General features: G+C 38.8%; 16 protein-coding genes. 15 read left to right on the top strand and 1 reads right to left on the bottom strand.

Translation table 11 applies throughout. From position 1 onward, the window contains the following. Nucleotides 1-179: 179 nt before the first annotated feature. The 4 genes from BG04_RS06260 to BG04_RS06245 all read left to right on the top strand — a co-directional run bounded on the left by BG04_RS06260 (nucleotide 180) and on the right by BG04_RS06245 (nucleotide 2,654). Nucleotides 180-698, top strand: a complete 519-nt coding sequence (locus BG04_RS06260) for a YceD family protein (protein ID WP_034649120.1) — start codon at nucleotides 180-182, stop codon at nucleotides 696-698. 65 nt (nucleotides 699-763) lie between these two features. Continuing rightward, nucleotides 764-937 carry a 50S ribosomal protein L32 gene (gene rpmF / locus BG04_RS06255; protein ID WP_013058976.1) on the top strand — a complete coding sequence of 58 codons (174 nt, stop codon included), beginning with the start codon at nucleotides 764-766 and terminating at the stop codon, nucleotides 935-937. 168 nt (nucleotides 938-1,105) lie between these two features. Then, complete coding sequence (locus BG04_RS06250) at nucleotides 1,106-1,873, top strand: enoyl-CoA hydratase/isomerase family protein (RefSeq protein ID WP_034649123.1); 768 nt, start codon at nucleotides 1,106-1,108, stop codon at nucleotides 1,871-1,873. 178 nt (nucleotides 1,874-2,051) lie between these two features. Then, nucleotides 2,052-2,654 (top strand): RsfA family transcriptional regulator, encoded by a 603-nt coding sequence (locus tag BG04_RS06245; protein WP_013058974.1) that lies wholly within the window; start codon nucleotides 2,052-2,054, stop codon nucleotides 2,652-2,654. An 81-nt stretch (nucleotides 2,655-2,735) separates the two neighbouring features. Here BG04_RS06245 and BG04_RS06240 read toward each other — a convergent pair whose 3' ends face one another. Beyond that, entirely contained in the window at nucleotides 2,736-3,206 is a 471-nt protein-coding gene (locus tag BG04_RS06240; protein WP_013058973.1) for an N-acetyltransferase, read from the bottom strand. A 313-nt stretch (nucleotides 3,207-3,519) separates the two neighbouring features. Between BG04_RS06240 and BG04_RS06235 the strand changes: the two genes are divergently transcribed. The 11 genes from BG04_RS06235 to BG04_RS06185 all read left to right on the top strand — a co-directional run bounded on the left by BG04_RS06235 (nucleotide 3,520) and on the right by BG04_RS06185 (nucleotide 17,371). Then, nucleotides 3,520-4,872, top strand: a complete 1,353-nt coding sequence (locus BG04_RS06235; protein WP_034649126.1) for an acetyl-CoA carboxylase biotin carboxylase subunit — start codon at nucleotides 3,520-3,522, stop codon at nucleotides 4,870-4,872. Beyond that, complete coding sequence (locus BG04_RS06230) at nucleotides 4,869-5,081, top strand: biotin/lipoyl-containing protein (RefSeq protein ID WP_013058971.1); 213 nt, start codon at nucleotides 4,869-4,871, stop codon at nucleotides 5,079-5,081. The genes BG04_RS06235 and BG04_RS06230 overlap by 4 nt, the downstream gene beginning before the upstream one ends. A gap of 19 nt (nucleotides 5,082-5,100) precedes the next feature. Then, nucleotides 5,101-6,642: an acyl-CoA carboxylase subunit beta gene (locus tag BG04_RS06225; RefSeq protein ID WP_034649129.1), complete on the top strand. Its 1,542-nt coding sequence runs from the start codon at nucleotides 5,101-5,103 to the stop codon at nucleotides 6,640-6,642. A gap of 158 nt (nucleotides 6,643-6,800) precedes the next feature. Next, the gene (locus BG04_RS06220; RefSeq protein WP_034649132.1) at nucleotides 6,801-7,682 is read left to right on the top strand and encodes a 2-dehydropantoate 2-reductase; all 882 of its coding nucleotides are present in this window, start codon (nucleotides 6,801-6,803) and stop codon (nucleotides 7,680-7,682) included. Between the two features lies 1 nt (nucleotide 7,683). Continuing rightward, nucleotides 7,684-8,067 (top strand): DUF3397 domain-containing protein, encoded by a 384-nt coding sequence (locus BG04_RS06215; RefSeq protein WP_034649135.1) that lies wholly within the window; start codon nucleotides 7,684-7,686, stop codon nucleotides 8,065-8,067. A 90-nt stretch (nucleotides 8,068-8,157) separates the two neighbouring features. Further along, nucleotides 8,158-9,783, top strand: a complete 1,626-nt coding sequence (gene bshC, locus BG04_RS06210; RefSeq protein WP_034649136.1) for a bacillithiol biosynthesis cysteine-adding enzyme BshC — start codon at nucleotides 8,158-8,160, stop codon at nucleotides 9,781-9,783. 334 nt (nucleotides 9,784-10,117) lie between these two features. Then, the gene (gene rsmH, locus BG04_RS06205) at nucleotides 10,118-11,053 is read left to right on the top strand and encodes a 16S rRNA (cytosine(1402)-N(4))-methyltransferase RsmH (RefSeq protein WP_013084858.1); all 936 of its coding nucleotides are present in this window, start codon (nucleotides 10,118-10,120) and stop codon (nucleotides 11,051-11,053) included. Nucleotides 11,054-11,086: 33 nt separating this feature from the next. Beyond that, entirely contained in the window at nucleotides 11,087-11,446 is a 360-nt protein-coding gene (gene ftsL / locus BG04_RS06200; RefSeq protein ID WP_013058965.1) for a cell division protein FtsL, read from the top strand. Between the two features lie 5 nt (nucleotides 11,447-11,451). Then, entirely contained in the window at nucleotides 11,452-13,710 is a 2,259-nt protein-coding gene (locus tag BG04_RS06195) for a penicillin-binding protein (protein ID WP_034649138.1), read from the top strand. 69 nt (nucleotides 13,711-13,779) lie between these two features. After that, nucleotides 13,780-15,696: a stage V sporulation protein D gene (locus tag BG04_RS06190; protein ID WP_034649140.1), complete on the top strand. Its 1,917-nt coding sequence runs from the start codon at nucleotides 13,780-13,782 to the stop codon at nucleotides 15,694-15,696. 211 nt (nucleotides 15,697-15,907) lie between these two features. Continuing rightward, nucleotides 15,908-17,371 (top strand): UDP-N-acetylmuramoyl-L-alanyl-D-glutamate--2,6-diaminopimelate ligase, encoded by a 1,464-nt coding sequence (locus BG04_RS06185; protein ID WP_034654986.1) that lies wholly within the window; start codon nucleotides 15,908-15,910, stop codon nucleotides 17,369-17,371. The last annotated feature ends 31 nt before the right edge of the window (nucleotides 17,372-17,402 follow it).

Below are 17,402 nucleotides of genomic sequence, written 5' to 3'. Positions count from 1 at the left end.
AATGTCTCCTTTTAATTTATTATTTTTAGTCTAGCTCTTTGTTTTAAAAACATTTTTTTATGAAAGTAAGAAATTTTTACAAAAAAGCATATTTAAGTACATTATAGTGTAAAGAAAAAATATTGACAAATAATCTTGTGAAAGCTATAATAACCTTTGTTGCCTTGAGGTGATTAACAATGAAATGGACAATACATCAATTGTATCAGTTGCAAAATAAAGGTCTAACATTTGACGAAGTGATTGACGGCAAAGAGTTTATGAATGCTGATCCTCAAATTCGTAGAATGTCAGATGTAAACGTGAAAGGAAGAGCCGACATTAGTTCTTCGAAAGTAACGTTTCACCTTAAAATTTCAGGAAAAATGACGTTGCCTTGTGCTCGTACATTAGTTGACGTTCCGTATCCGTTTGAAATTAACGCAACTGAAACGTTTTTATTGAATGTGAATGCTGATTATGAAGAAGATGCTGAAGTACGCATTGTAGAGGGAGAAACGGTTGAGTTACAACCTTTGATTCAAGAGTTAATTATTGTTGAAATTCCTCTGCAGGTATTTAGTGAAAATCAGCAAGCGGCAGGAGCAGCTCCACAGTCAGGAAAAGACTGGGAAGTTGTTACCGAAGAAGAAAAGCAGGAAAAAGTAGATCCCCGCTTAGCCGTACTCGAAAATTTCTTTAAAGACAAAAAGAAATAAAAATGCGAAGATCCGGCTTTCGGGCCTTCATATGATTTTAAAATTCTTTTAAGGAGGTGGGAATAATGGCTGTACCTTTTAGAAGAACATCTAAAATGAAGAAAAGAACGCGTCGTACGCACTTTAAATTACAAGTTCCTGGTATGGTAGAGTGCCCAAATTGTGGTGAAATGAAACTATCACACCGCGTATGTAAAGCTTGTGGTACTTACAAAGGAAATGACGTAGTAAGCAAATAATTGCTTATTTAAATAAAAGACCCTCTTAAGGGTCTTTTATTTTTTTTGCCTTTTTTCCTTCTCTGTCCTTTGGAAGAGAAGGATTTTTTTTATAGAACAAGAACTCTTTTTAAATAAACAATTACTGTTGTAAAAGGATTTATATCTTTTCTATAAGGAGGAAAAAGCATGAAAAAAAGCGAGCTGTTTACTACAAGCCAAGGCATTGCTACGTTTGTGATTAATCGTCCTGAAAAGCGTAATGCTATTGATTATGATGTTATGAATGAACTGCAGCAAGCTGTAGATTATGTGAAACATGATCAGTTAGTAAAAGCTTTTGTAATTACAGGTGCTGGTTCAGACGCATTTTGCAGCGGAGGAGATTTAAGCGTATTTCATGAGCTAAAGACTTCGAAAGAGGCGTCTCAAATGTTAACGAAAATGGGGGAAATTCTTTATGAGATTTTAACACTCCCAAAACCAACAGTTGCTCTTTTGAATGGAACATCGGTTGGAGGAGGATGTGAGCTTGCGATTGCATGTGACTTCCGTATAAGTGCAACACATAGCGAAATGGGCTTTATTCAAGGGAATTTAGGAATTACAACAGGCTGGGGAGGAGGAACCATTCTTCTTGAAAAGCTGCGTTATCAAGAGGCGATGGAAATGATCTACAGTGCTCAGCTGTATGGAGTAGAACGAGCAAAGCAAATTGGATTTCTTTCCTATGTCACGTCGTTTAAAGAGCTAACTATGAGGTGTGAGGAGTGGTTAGCGCCTATCACTCATAAACCGACCCAGGTATTGCAAGCTTACAAAGAAATCGCTATTGAGAAATGGGAGCAAAGCCGGGTTTGGAATCGGATGGAACAAGAAATTCATCGCTGTTCGATATTGTGGGAGTCGCCTGAGCATGAAGAAGCGGTTCAAAAGGTCATCGTTAAAAAAACATAGTTATGAACTGCATTTCCATAGCAATATAGTGAATAAGCGAAAGATGAAAGAATCACGGGTTTCCCATTTTGCTTCAAAGTATATGAAAGATTTTCTTGATTGAGAAGAGGAACAATAGTCTATCTTATCTAGTAGGTGCATATTCATTTAATAAGTACGGATAAGGAGGGATAGAAAAATGACTTCTTCTCGTCAAGATGCATGGACTCATGATGAAGATTTATTACTCGCAGAAATTGTACTGCGTCATATACGTGAAGGTGGCACTCAGCTAGCTGCATTTGAAGAAGTGGGGAAGAAACTTACACGAACATCAGCAGCTTGTGGCTTCCGCTGGAATTCTTTTGTGCGCAAACAATACAAGACTGGTATTGATCTTGCGAAAAAACAGAGAAAAGAATTAAAAGCAAGAACTGTTTCAAAAGATGACGAGCAGCCTGCACGCTTATCATATATGGAAGCAGAGAAACATATTTCGCTTAATGAGGTAATTAAATATTTAGAAAATGTAGATCAAGGGCAAAGGCACTCGTCAGAGCTTCTCGAAGCTAATGAAGAACTGCAGCAAAAGATTGAACGTTTACAAGAGAAAGTAACGATTTTGGAAAAAGAAAAAAAAGCTTTGCAAAACAACTTGTTAATTGTAGAAGATGACTATAAAGCTCTTATTGAAATTATGGAGAGGGCTCGTAAAATGGTTGTATTAAAAGAGGATGAAAAAAGTAGAAAAGTGAAATTTCAAGTGGATAAAAATTTAAATTTAGAAAAAGTTCAAAAGTAAAGCGACAGTTTGAATGCTCCCTACTTCATGTTGATCATATATACCACATAGATATAAAATAAACAGCTGGAAATCAGCTGTTTATTTTTGTTCGCTTACACCGTTTGGTAGCCAAATAAGAGGGTTTTCTCCCAAATCACGATCGATATCATACGTTACAGGTACGAACCCCATTTTTGACCAAAAATCACTCGATTTTACTCGTGGGCTTGTTTTGATAGGTAATTGAAAGGATTTGGCGTATTCAACGAGCGTTTGACCCAATCCTTTGCGCTGAAAATCGCTGAGCACTTCGAGTTTCCACACTTCAATATACGTTTGAGGCGGCTCGAAATATTGATCGTACTGTTTGTTTCGCTTATAGAGACTCATCCGAGCCACTAAGCTATTTCCAAAATAAATACCGTAAAACGGAGAATTTATTTCATTATCGGAAATTTTGGCATGTAATTCTTCTAGCATTGAAAGTTCTTGAATGCCATATTCTTTGAATTTCTTGAACTCTTCTAGCGTTTTAAAATTAATTTTTAAATGCTTCACTTCGTAATTCATCCCATATCCCCCTTGTTATGTCTCCTTGCTAGACAAACGAACTGGCTTGGTTCGTTCATCTAATATTATATAACAAAAACACAAAATATTCTGTTTTCATGATTGGTGAACGAATATTCAATGCACATGAGGAAAAATGAATTCTTTCAGTTAAATACGAAGAATACATTACTATAAGCATCACTTTTTAGAAAGGAAGCAAAAGGAAAGTGAGATTCAAATAGAAAGCGTTTTCAAAAATTGTAGAGGAGTTTTAAAATTATTGTAGAATTATATGGGGGAAAGTAGAAATTTGAGGAAAGGGGAGAGAAAGGTGAAAAAAATACTGATTGCAAATCGAGGAGAAATTGCTCTTCGTATTATTCATACATGCAAACAAATGGGCATTGAAACGGTGGCTGTCTATTCCGATGCAGATGTAGGGCTTCCTTATGTTCAAGCAGCTACAAAAGCACGTCGAATTGGAGAGCCCCCTGTGCAAAAGTCATATTTGAATGTAGAAGAATTGCTGCGAATTAGTCATGAAGAAAAAGTAGATGCCATTCATCCTGGGTATGGATTTTTATCGGAAAATAGTGCATTTGCTAAAAGAGCGATTGATGAAGGTTTTTGTTTTATCGGTCCTTCTCCCGAAATCATTTCGATGATGGGCGACAAAATTGCTGCTCGTGCCGCGATGAAAGAAGCGGGTGTACCTGTTGTCCCCGGCAGCGAAGGCGATGTGACGTCAGTTGAAGAGGCTTGTAAAGTAGCGAGTCTAATTGGATATCCCGTTATGTTAAAAGCAAGCGGAGGCGGCGGAGGAATTGGGATGGTGCGCTGCGATAACGAAGAAGCAGTAAAACAAGTGTATGCCTCAACAAAAGCAAGAGCAAAAGCATATTTTGGTCAAGAAGGAATGTTTATTGAAAAGCTTATCACAAACGCAAAACATATCGAAGTACAGGTGTTTGGAGATCAGCATGGTAATGTCGTTCATCTTTTTGAACGCGATTGTTCCGTACAAAGAAGAAATCAGAAAGTGATTGAAGAAGCCCCTGCGCTTTCTTTAAAAGAAAGTACGCGACAAGCCATGCAAAACCAAGCCGTTCAAGCGGCTAAAGCAATCGGATATTATAATGCAGGTACGGTGGAGTTTATCGTGGATGAAGACGAAAATTTTTATTTTCTTGAAATGAACACGCGGCTGCAAGTTGAGCATCCGATCACCGAGCAAATTGCAGGGGTCGATTTAGTTAAGTGGCAGATCTTAGCTGCGCGCGGAGAAAAGCTTCCTCGTCTGCAAGAGGAAATAGCAGCAAATAACTATGCCATTGAATTTCGAATTTATGCAGAAGATCCGTTTACTTTTTTACCGGCTCCGGGAAAAATTACGGGTTATCACTTGCCGGAGCGAACCTATGCGCGCGTAGACAGTGGCTACAGTGATATGAATGCGGTTACACCTTTTTATGATCCAATGATTGCAAAAGTTATCATTACTGGTCGTACGCGTTCAAATGCAATTGAACTAGCTAAATCATATTTTACGGAAGCTGTTGTAGAGGGAATCAAAACGAATATTCCTCTATTTAAGCAGTTGTTAAATGAAGAGTTATATGAAAAAGGCACATATAACACATCGTTATTATCAACCGTATTAAATAAAGGAGGAGCACCACAATGAGTGAAATCAAAGCGACAATGGCAGGCATGGTATTTAATGTGTTTGTTCAGCAAGGTGCAAGTGTAGCCAAAGGAGAAGTTGTTGTTGTATTAGAATCTATGAAAATGGAAATTCCTATTGAAAGCGATCAAGCTGGTATTGCAGAGACTGTCCATATAGCCGTGGGGGATTTTGTGAACGAAGGCGACGTTTTGGTGACTATTTCATAACTCATAAAGGAGAGATATCATGATACATACAGGTGAATCTCAGAAAAAATATGATGAAAATCGTCAAAAAGTAGAGCGTGGCAACGCGGAGAAGTACAAAGAGAAACTTGCAACACAACAGAAGCTTTTTGTAAGAGATCGTTTAGCGCTTTTATTTGATGACGGGAAATATGAAGAAGACGGCATGTTTGCAAATAATAAAGCCGAAGGGTTGCCGGCAGACGGTGTTGTAACCGCAATTGGAAAAGTAAACGGTGAAACAGTTTGTGTAATGGCTAATGACTCTACTGTAAAAGCAGGGTCTTGGGGGGCCAGAACAGTAGAGAAAATTATTCGTATTCAAGAAGTAGCAGAAAAACTGCATGTGCCTTTGCTGTACCTAGTGGATTCTGCAGGAGCACGTATTACGGATCAATTAGATATGTTTCCAAACCGTCGAGGCGCTGGACGGATCTTTCACAATCAAGTAAAACTTTCCGGCGTCATTCCTCAAATTTGTTTGCTCTTCGGTCCGTCAGCAGCTGGAGGAGCATATATCCCTGCATTTTGTGATATTGTTGTGATGGTAGATGGAAACGCTTCTATGTACTTAGGTTCGCCGCGTATGGCCGAAGCTGTTATTGGAGAAAAGGTTACGCTAGAGGAAATGGGAGGAGCACATATGCACTGCAGCGTTAGCGGATGTGGAGATGTGTTAGCTTATTCTGAAGAAGAAGCTATTTCGTATGCCAAATCTTATTTAACCTACTTTCCACAAAACTATCAAGAGAAGCCTAAAGTACAAAAAGCTAAAGAGCCTAAGCAGACAAAGGATTTAGTAGAACTAATTCCAGAGAATCAAAATGTTCCATTTGATATCTATGAAGCAATTGATACCCTTATTGACGAAGGGAGCTTCTTTGAAGTGAAAAAACTGTTTGCCGCCGAATTGGTAACAGGGCTTGCACGAATAGATGGAAAAGTAGTAGGGATTATTGCCAATCAGCCGAAGGTCAAAGGAGGAGTGCTGTTTGTAGATTCAGCAGATAAAGGCGCAAAATTTATTCAACTGTGTGATGCCTTCCATATTCCTTTGCTATTTTTAGCGGATGTACCTGGATTTATGATTGGAACCAAAGTAGAAAGAGCAGGCATCATTAGACATGGAGCAAAATTGATTGCAGCGATGAGTTCAGCTACAGTTCCTAAAATTTCCGTAGTTATGCGCAAAGCTTATGGCGCAGGGCTTTACGCTATGGCTGGTCCAGCTTTTGAACCGGATTGCTGCCTTGCATTACCTACTGCTCAAATTGCCGTAATGGGTCCTGAAGCGGCAGTAAATGCCGTCTATTCTAATAAAATTAATGAAATTGAAGATCCGAAAGAGCGGTTTATGTTTGTTAAACAGAAACAGCAGGAGTATAAAGAACACATTGATATCTATACGCTGGCTTCTGAACTTATTATTGACGACATCGTTCCTGCTAACGAACTGCGTCGAACTTTAATTGACCGCTTTCGATTATATGAAACAAAGAATGTGACCTTTAGCCGTCGTAAACATCCGGTGTATCCCGTATAATAGAAAAAAACGGGATCACTCTAAATAATTTATAACAAGCCCGGTGATTTTTAATCACACGGGCTATATGAATAGGTAAAATTTTAAGAATGCATTTAATTCAAAGCATTTTTTTGCTAAAATGAAACTCAATAATAGAAAGAGGAACAAAAAATACGATGAAAACTATAGGTATTATTGGAGGCGGATCATTAGGTCTGTTGTTTAGCGCGTATTTATCAGATTGGTATGATGTAACCTTGTATACGAAAACAAAAACTCAAGCAAAGTGTATTAACGAAAATGGAATTACCTTACATAGACAAGGGGAACATCACACTAAAAAAGTCAGTGCTATCCCTCTAGAAAAAAACATAAAAGAAGCAGATTTAATCATTGTTACTGTAAAACAGTATCATTTAAAAGAGATTATTCCTTTTATCAAAACCCTTACTATACATACTCCCCTTTTGTTTATCCAAAACGGTATGAGCCATATTGAAATTCTTAAAAATCTCCCCCAGAGCACTCTCTATTTGGGTACAGTTGAACACGGGGCAATGCGTACAGATATGGATAGCGTCCATCATACAGGAATAGGAACAACCCGTATTGCTTCGTACAGAGGAGAAATGGAGTCTATCTTGCCAATTGTGAATTTTCCTTGGGTGATTGAAACAGATTGGTATGGGATGCTGGTGAAGAAATTAGTTGTAAATGCGCTTATCAATCCTCTTACGGCGCTGTATCGGGTAAAAAATGGGCAGCTGATTCACAACAGCTATTTTTATAAAACGATGCGTCTATTGTTTGAAGAGATTGCGGCTGTGTTAAAACTGGATTCAGCTTTTAATTATTGGGAAAATGCGCTGGGGGTTTGTTCGCGCACGAGTACAAATCAATCTTCTATGCTAAAAGATATACAGGAGGGGCGGCAAACAGAAATTGATGCTATTTTAGGCTATATTCAAACACAAGCTGCTGAAAAAAGAACGTCGACGCCTATTGTTGACTTTTTATATGGGTCAATAAAAGGAATCGAAGAAGAAAAGGGTGATTAACATGGGAAGTTTTATTGCTGGAGTTTTTGCGACGTTTGTCACTCTGCCGCTCGTTGGTTTTTTTATTCTATACATGCTTTTACGCAAACTGACGAAAAATAAAAGGAAATCTGTCCACATAGCAACGTACGTTACTACGGTTTTTCTTATTTTTTCCGTGCATTATGCAGCTGTGGAAATTTTCGGGCACTCTTTTTTGTGGTTGATTGCGTTAGTCCTTTTAGTTGTAGCAATGATTATGATGTTTGTACATTGGAAAGTCAAACATGACTTAGAAATGAAGCTTATCGCGAAAGGGTTCTTTCGGATGAATTTTGTTTTGTTTCTTATTGCACATATTGTATTAAATATAGGTGGAATCGCTTTTCGTATTTCCTCTCTGTAAAGCATGTTACTAGACGTGGGCAGTTACATTATGGATAATGAAGCTATATGTAGAGAATATAAGTATTAGGAAAAGAAAGGAAGTTCTTTCATGGAGATTACAGACGTCTCTTTAAAGGCGGGAAACAAACTAACGAACGATTACATAAAAGGTGAAAAGCAAGCACTTTCCTTTTTTCATTATAATATACACGAAAAAGACGTATATGAAAAACGTTTAGCGGATGTTCAAAAGCAGTCTTATCCAAGAGAACAGCTTGCTGAGTATCTGCTTGATTTTAATAAGCGCTACGGAGCATCTTCTAAGACGATTGAAAATATTGAAAAGCTAAAAGATCCTAACAGCGTAGTGGTCGTTGGAGGTCAGCAAGCGGGGCTGCTTACCGGTCCTTTGTACACCATTCATAAAGTGATTTCAATTGTGCTCCTAGCTAAACAACAAGAGGAAGCTTTAAACGTGCCCGTGCTTCCGGTATTTTGGATTGCTGGAGAAGATCATGATTTTGCTGAGATCAACCATGTATACACAGAGCATAAAAACCAGCTTTTAAAGAAAACGCTAAAGCATTCTTTAAAGAAAAAGCAAATGGTTTCTCAAATTGAACTAGACCATGAGGCCTGTAGAAGCTGGGTTCGTGATGTATTTCAAACGTTTAACGAAACGGCGCATACAAACCAGGTATTACACTTTGTTTTAGAAGCGTTAGATAAATCACGTACCTATGTCGATTTCTTTGCTCATTTGGTTACCACAATGTTCGCAGAGTCAGGTCTTATTTTAATGGATGCAGCTTCTAAAGAAGTGCGCAGCATTGAATCTTCTTTCTTTGTGACGTTAATTGAACAAAATGACAAATTATCGTCAGCCGTTATGGAACAGCAAACAGAGATTCAAAAACAATATGGACGAATGATTGAAGTGGGAGAAGAAACGGCTCATCTCTTTTATTCACACAATGAAAACAGAGTACTTTTAGAAAGAGATGCAGAACAAGAGCAGTTTGTTGGAAAGCAAAATGAACTCGCGCTGTCTAAAGAAGAGCTGGTTCAAATTGCTAAACAAACGCCTGAGCTTCTTAGTAACAACGTTGTGACTAGACCCCTTATGCAGGAGTACTTACTTCCTACCCTTGCATTTATTGCAGGTCCGGGGGAAGTAGCGTATTGGGCAGAGCTTGAAAAAGCATTTTCTTTATTTAGCTTTAAAATGCCTCCCGTGGTCCCTAGGTTATCCTATGCAATCGTAGAAAGACATATCGAGAAGTATATGGATGAACTTCAGTTAGACCTTTCGAACGTAGTGAACGAAGGTGTAGATGCAGAGAGAGAGCACTGGCTTAAGACAGAAGTTCACAACCCATACGAAATGTATTTTGAAAAAGCGAAAGAAGATTTCGAAAAAATTCATAAAACTCTTCGTGAAAATATTCAAAAAGAAGACAAAACATTTGATGAAGTCATGCTTAAAAATCGAGCGATTATTCAAAAGCAGTTTGAAACCATTCAAAAGATTGTCGAATCCAAACAGCTAATTAAGCACGATGTGAAGCATTCAAAATATGCTCAAATTGAACTTGCTCTTCGTCCCTACAATGCTCCACAAGAACGCATGTGGAATATTATGTATTATTTAAATGGTTATGGTATGCAATTTGTGTCAGATTTACTAAGTGCTGAAGTCGAATTAAATCACCAGTTAAAAGTCTGTTATGTCTAATAAAATCCTGCTGAAAAGCAGGATTTTTATTTTGGAAAAGAGAAAAAGTCTACAAGGTGAATGTTAACCAATTGAATCCTTATAAGGTATTTATTTCTAATTGTGTAAAAAAACCTTATATTCCTTACATTTTATTCTACGAATATGTCCTACTTTTAACAAAATGACACTATTTGTGACAAAAAGACAAAATTCTACTTAATTCTTATATAAATAGCTGAAATAATGTTGAACTTTGATATATAATATAAACGTGTATATATATCAAAGAAAAACACCGTTTTTTGCTTTTTGTATACATAACTAAGTAGTTTAGAAAGAAGTAGGTGTCATAATGTTTAATCACACAACTGTTTTGCTTAAAGAAGCAGCGGAAGGCTTAAATATTAAGCCGGATGGAGTATATGTCGACTGCACGCTTGGCGGAGCAGGTCATAGTGAATATATCGTAAAACAGCTATCAGAAAAAGGGAAATTAATTGCGTTTGATCAAGACGATGTCGCTCTTGCAAATGCAAAAGAGAAATTGGCCCCGTATCTAGACAGAGTTATTCTAATCAAAAGTAATTTTCGCTATTTAAAAGAGCAGCTAATGGAACACGGAATTGAAGAAGTAGACGGAGTATTGTTTGACCTCGGAGTCTCGTCTCCTCAGTTGGATACACCAGAGCGAGGGTTCAGCTTTCATCATGATGCCCCGCTTGATATGCGCATGGATCAAAACTCAATGTTTTCTGCGTACAACGTAGTAAATGAATGGCCTTATGAAAAACTTGTGAAAATCTTTTTCCAATACGGAGAAGAAAAGTTTTCAAAACAAATTGCCCGCAAAATTGAAGCATATCGAGAGTCTAAACCAATTGAAACAACGCTAGAGCTTGTTGATCTTATTAAAGATGGTATTCCAGCGCCAGCTAGACGAACGGGTGGACATCCCGCAAAACGAATTTTCCAGGCTATTCGAATTGCTGTAAATGATGAGCTCCAAGTATTTGAAGATGCAATTGAACAGGCTATGGATGTGATCAAAAAAGGTGGACGTGTAAGTGTTATTACCTTCCACTCACTTGAAGATCGAATTTGTAAAGTGGCGTTTAAAAATGCAAGCACGGTTCCGCAGCTTCCGCATGGACTGCCGATTATTCCAGAAGAATTTAAACCTAAAATGAAAGTTATTACAAGAAAACCTATTTTACCTTCAGAAGAAGAGATAGAAGAAAATAAGCGCGCGCGTTCGGCAAAGCTTCGAATTGTTGAGAAATTAGTGTAATTAAAGGGTTTTATCAAAGAGGAGGGGACGAGAATGAACAATGTAGCATACAAAGTAAGAGAGCAAGATCAGCAGCAGAAGCAGCAAAAGACGGTACGTCAAGTTGTTCGGAAGACAAAAAGAAAAATCACGGTTGGTGAAAAAATTGTGTATTCTGGATTTGTCGCACTCATGCTGTTTGGGTCTGTGCAAATCATTTCAAATCAATCTTCGCTTTATAGCATCAGTGAAGAAGTGCAATCACTCGATGGAAAGATTGACAAGCAAGAAGCAAAAAACAATGAGTTAAAATTACAGGTAACAGAGTTAAGTGCATACGATCGTATTTGGACAAAAGCAAAAGAACTTGGACTAAAATTGAATGAAAATAACGTAAAAGTCGTTAACGATTAATTGCGATGACTACGCCAAGAAAAAATAGCAATATTAGTACAGGAGCAGCAATATTAATTTTAATATTTGCATTGCTCTTTTTTGTATTAGCCATCAGGTTCTTTTACATCCAAGCGACGGGCAAAGCAGACGGAGAAGCTTTAGCCGAAATTGCACAAAAACAGCATACGCGAACGTCTAAAATTGAAGGACAGCGCGGTACGATTTACGATCGAAACGGAGAAGCAATCGCCCAAGACACAGGTGCTTATACGGTTGTGGCGATTTTGAAGGAATCGCAATCAGAAGATAAAGATCATCCACAGCACGTGGTAGACCCAGAAAAGACGGCTGAAAAATTAGCCCCATTATTAAAGATGGACGAATCAAAAATTGACAGCATGTTAACAAGAGGAATTAAAAGGGGAGCATTCCAAGTCGAACTTGGTCCCGGAGGCCGTGACATTGATAACGTGCTAAAGCAAAAAATTGAAAAACTAAATCTCCCAGGCATCACGTTTTTACGCGATTCGAAGCGCTTCTATCCAAACGGTGTATTCGCCTCAAGTATTTTAGGGTACGCACAAAAAGATGATACGGGTAAAATCGTAGGGAAAATGGGAATTGAAAAAGTATTTGATAAGCAGCTTTCTGAAGAAGATGGATATGTAAAATACGAAGCTGCTAAAAATGGAATTAAGCTTCCGGATCCAAAAGAGTCAATTGTAGCTCCGAAAAATGGAGACAGCGTCACGCTTACGATTGATGAAAAAATTCAAACGTTTTTAGAGGATGCAATGACAGCTGCTGCTAAAGAATATAAACCAGAAGAGCTAATGGCAACGGTAGTGAATCCGAAAACCGGTGAAATTTTGGCGATGTCAAACCGTCCTTCATTTGACCCGAATATTCGTGATATCACTTCTTACCGTAATCCGTTTGTTGAAAACAGCTATGAACTTGGTTCAACGATGAAAATCTTTACGCTAGCAGCCGCGATTGATGCAGGCGTCTATAACGGCGAAGACCGCTATCAGTCGGGATCTTATAAAGTAACGAAAAACAGCGTTCCAATTAACGATCACAACGGCGGAGTCGGCTGGGGAGCTATTACATTTAATGAAGGAATTCAAAGGTCTTCAAATGTAGCGGTAGCCATTTTAGCCAACGAAAAATTGGGCACCGACCGTTTGTATAAATACTTGGACAAGTTTGGCTTTATGGATAAAACGGGAATTGACTTGCCAAACGAAGCTTCTAGCAAGTTAGTGACGAAGTACCCGAGAGACCGCGTAACTACTGCATTTGGACAGGCGTCCGCTTTTACGCCTATTCAAGAAATTCAAGCGGCTACTGCGATTGCAAATGACGGGAAAATGATGAAGCCTTACGTGATTAAACAAGTAGTCGATGAAACAAATAAGAAAACGATTAAGAAAACAAAACCTACCGTAGTAGGACAACCTATTTCTAAAAAAGCAGCGAACGAAACGCTAGATATTTTAGAAACCGTTGTTTCTTCTGATGACGGAACAGGGAAACCTTACGCGATTGAAGGATACGATGTCGCTGGAAAGACGGGAACAGCTCAAATTCCTGGTCCTACCGGAGGCTACTTGCATGGACACGGGAAAAATTTCATTTCCTTTATGGGCTTTGCACCTGCTAAAGATCCAAAGCTGCTTGTCTATGTAGCCGTTAAAAATCCAACTCTCACGCCTCAAGAGACGGGTACTGCGCCGCTTACAGCCGTATTTAATCCGGTGATGAAAAACAGCCTGCAGTACTTAGGGGTGGAGCCTGAAAAAACAGACGAAGACGGAAAGAAAACAGAAGATAAAAAAGTAGATTCAGAAATTACGCTTAAGTCTTACGTTAACGAATCAGTTGATAGTGCCGTGAAAGACTTAAAACAAAAAGGACTTGTTCCTGTTGTAATAGGTAAAGGAGATACGGTAGAAAGCCAATCACCGACTTCTGATACCATTGTCACTGGTCAACGCGTGTTTATTAAGACAAATGGAAAAGCCACAATGCCTGATTTAACAGGTTTTTCACATCGTGATGTTATACGCTTTAGTGAATTTGTCAACGTTCGACCTAGCGCACTTGAAAATGGTTATGTTGTAAGTCAAAGTATTAAAGCAGGCGATCCGTTAAAAGCAGGAACGTACCTGAAAGTAGAACTTGAAACGCCTAAAGAATTTTCAAGCACGTTAAATAAGTTAAAAGAAACGGAAAAAAGTGAGTCTGATAGTAAAAAAGACGATAAGCAACTTGACTAGAAATTAAGTTCTAGTGAATCCTGTACAAGCATATATTGGAACGAGCCGATTCAGAGGAGGTTCTAATATATGCGGGTATCAGGAGTCACAGTTCGTAAAAGGCTAGCCATTGTTTTGTTTGTCGGTTTTATTGTGTTTTTGATTATTGATACAAGGCTTGGATATGTACAGTTGCTGACTGGGGATACGCTAACTGAAAAAGCCAAAGACTTATGGAGTCGGAATATTCCTTTTGAACCTGAAAGAGGAAAGATACTAGATCGCAATGATGTGGCACTTGCTACAAATAAAAGTGCACCGACCGTTTTAGTTATGCCAAGACAAGTTGAAAATCCAGCTGTTACAGCTGAAAAGTTAGCAAAAGTGCTGGGAGCATCAAAAGAAAAAGTATATGAGCAAATAACAAAAGCTTCTTCTAGCGTGTATTTGCGTCCTGAAGGAAGAAAAATTTCACATGCGAAAGCAAATGAAGTGCGAAATTTAAATTTAAAAGGCGTATATATAGCTGAGGATTCGAAGCGGTACTATCCGTTTGGAAGTTATTTGTCGCATGTATTAGGCTTTGCGGGAGTAGATAATCAAGGGTTAACAGGCCTTGAATTATATTATGATAAAGAGCTAAAAGGACAAAAAGGTTCAGTTAAACTGTATTCGGATGCTAAAGGTAAAAAGATGCCCAATATAGCCGATGACTACACAGCACCTGTGGACGGGCTGGATTTGAGATTGACCATTGATTCACGTGTGCAAACGATCATGGAGCGTGAGTTGGATAATGCTCAGACAGCTTATAATCCAGATGGTATGATTGCCATTGCCATGAATCCTAAAAACGGTGAAATTTTAGGTATGTCTAGTCGTCCGGGCTTTGATCCTACGGATTTTAAAAATGTGAAGCCTGAGGTGTATAATCGCAATCTTCCAATCTGGAGCGTATATGAGCCCGGATCGACGTTTAAGATTATTACACTGGCAGCTGCTCTTGAAGAAAAGAAAGTGGATTTACTAAAAGATCAATTTTACGATGATGGAGCCGCGGAAGTTGGCGGAGCGAGACTTCGCTGCTGGAAAAAAGGCGGACATGGACAGCAGTCTTTTTTAGAAGTTGTACAGAACTCATGTAACCCTGGTTTTGTGGAGCTTGGGGAACGTTTAGGAAAAGAAAAATTGTTCAAATACATTAAAGAATTTGGCTTTGGTCAAAAAACAGGTATTGATTTACAAGGGGAAGCAAAAGGAATTTTGTTCCCACTTGAGCGCGTAGGGCCGGTTGAACAAGCTACAACAGCTTTTGGGCAAGGGGTTGCTGTTACGCCTATTCAACAAGTAGCTGCTGTTTCCGCAGCCGTAAACGGTGGAACGCTTTATGAACCTTATATTGCCAAAGAGTGGGTGGATCCAACTACCGGAAAGGTTGTAAGCAGTCATAAGCCGGTTGCTAAGCGAAAAGTTATTTCCGAGGAAACGTCTAAGGAAGTGCGTTTTGCTCTTGAAAGTGTAGTAGCACAAGGAAGCGGAAAAGGAGCTTTTGTGGAAGGGTACCGCGTTGGAGGAAAGACGGGTACGGCGCAGAAAGCTCAAAATGGAAAGTATTTAAAAAATAATCACATCGTTTCTTTTATCGGTGTTGCACCAGCAGATAACCCTGAAATTGTCGTGTATGTTGCGGTTGATAATCCAAAAGGCACCATTCAGTTTGGTGGAGTTGTAGCAGCTCCGATTGTAGGTAAAATGATTGAAGACAGCTTGCGTGTGATGGACGTTAAACCGCGTAAAGGACAAATTGAAAAAGAGTTAACGTGGCTGGACACACCAATGATAAAAGTACCAAATGTCGTAGGAATGTCAAAAAAAGAGTTACAAGAACAGCTACTTAATTTAAAATTAGATGTGAGTGGCGAAGGAGATAAAGTGGTCAAGCAGTCTCCTGCAGCCGGAACGAAAGTTAAAGAAGGCGAAACGGTTAGAATTTATATGGGAAAATAAAAATCTCTATAAACCATTATTCTTCCTTGCATGATAATCAGCAGGTTACTCTGCGTGTGAACATGAAATCAACAAATAAGCCTTGGGGGTGTTCCCTCCGGGCTTCTTTTTCTGTAAAATGTAATAGGTTAGGTGCTAGAAAAAGAAGAATAGTTGCCATAGCGTCTTATAACAAACGTTTCACTTTACAAATAGAGAGGACATGGTAGGAATGGATTTACGAGAACTACTAACACATTTACATGATTTTGTTCAGCTTCCTGAACAGAATATTGATATTACGTCAATTGAAATGGATTCAAGAGAAGTTAAGCCGGGAGCATTGTTCATTTGTATAGACGGCTATACGGTTGATGGCCATAACTTTGCACAGATGGCTGTGGAAAAAGGGGCAGTAGCAATCTTAGCAGAAAAGCCTGTGGATGTAGAAGTGCCTGTTGTACGTGTGAAGAGTACAAAACGAGCAATGGCAGTGCTAGCGGATGCTTTTTACAATCAGCCCACACAAAAAATGCATTTAATTGGTGTAACAGGCACAAATGGAAAAACAACGATTACACATTTAATTGAGCATATCTTTAAATCACAACATAAAAAGACGGGTCTAATTGGAACGATTGAAATTCGTATTGGTGATACGTCTTATGATGTGAAAAACACAACGCCTGAATCGCTGACGCTCCAAAAAACATTTCACCAAATGGTGGAGGAGAATGTAGAAGTAGCGATGATGGAAGTATCATCTCATGCACTTGACTTAGGACGCGTACACGGGTGCGACTTTGATGTTGCGGTATTTAGTAACTTAACGCAAGATCACCTGGACTATCATCATACAATGGAAGATTATCGTCGTGCTAAAGGGTTGCTGTTTGCACAGTTAGGAAACGCTTATAACCATGATCGTCCTAAATTTGCTGTTCTTAATGCTGATGATGCGGCAACCGAGGAATATATTAAAAACACGGCTGCTACAGTGATTACCTATGGTATTGACCGTGAAAGTGATATTCGTGCAACCAATATTCAAATTACAAACAGCGGCACAACGTTCGACTTAACAACACCGACAGAAACGGTTCGTGTAGAGATGAAGCTTATTGGGAAATTCAGCGTCTACAACGTATTAGCGGCTACGGCTTCATGTTTAGTATCAGGTATCCCTCTGTCAGTTATTGTCGAGGAAATAAAAGTGTTAGAAGGCGTGTCTGGGCGTTTTGAAGTGGTTGATGCGGAGCAAGATTTTACGGTTATCGTTGATTATGCCCATACGCCGGACAGCTTAGAGAACGTGTTAAAAACTGTAAAAGAATTCGCAAAACGCAATATATATGTTATTGTTGGTTGTGGCGGAGATCGAGATCGTACAAAACGACCAATCATGGCTCGAATTGCAGCTGAATACAGTACACAAGCTATTTTGACATCTGATAATCCACGAAGTGAAGATCCATTGGCTATTTTAAAAGATATGGAAGAAGGTTTGGATACAGATAACTATGTGACGATTGCTGATCGTGCAGAAGCTATTCGCTATGCAGTGGAAACAGCGCATGCAGATGATGTTATTGTCATTGCTGGAAAAGGGCACGAGACCTATCAAATTATTGGTAAAAAAGTATTCGATTTTGACGATCGAGAAGTAGCACGCAAAATGATTGAGGAGCGAAAGTAGTAATGAAATGGGTAGAGAACAAAATGAGTCG

Source organism: Priestia megaterium NBRC 15308 = ATCC 14581, assembly GCF_000832985.1.
GTDB lineage: Bacteria > Bacillota > Bacilli > Bacillales > Bacillaceae_H > Priestia > Priestia megaterium.
This window is presented reverse-complemented; position numbering and strand designations above follow the sequence as displayed.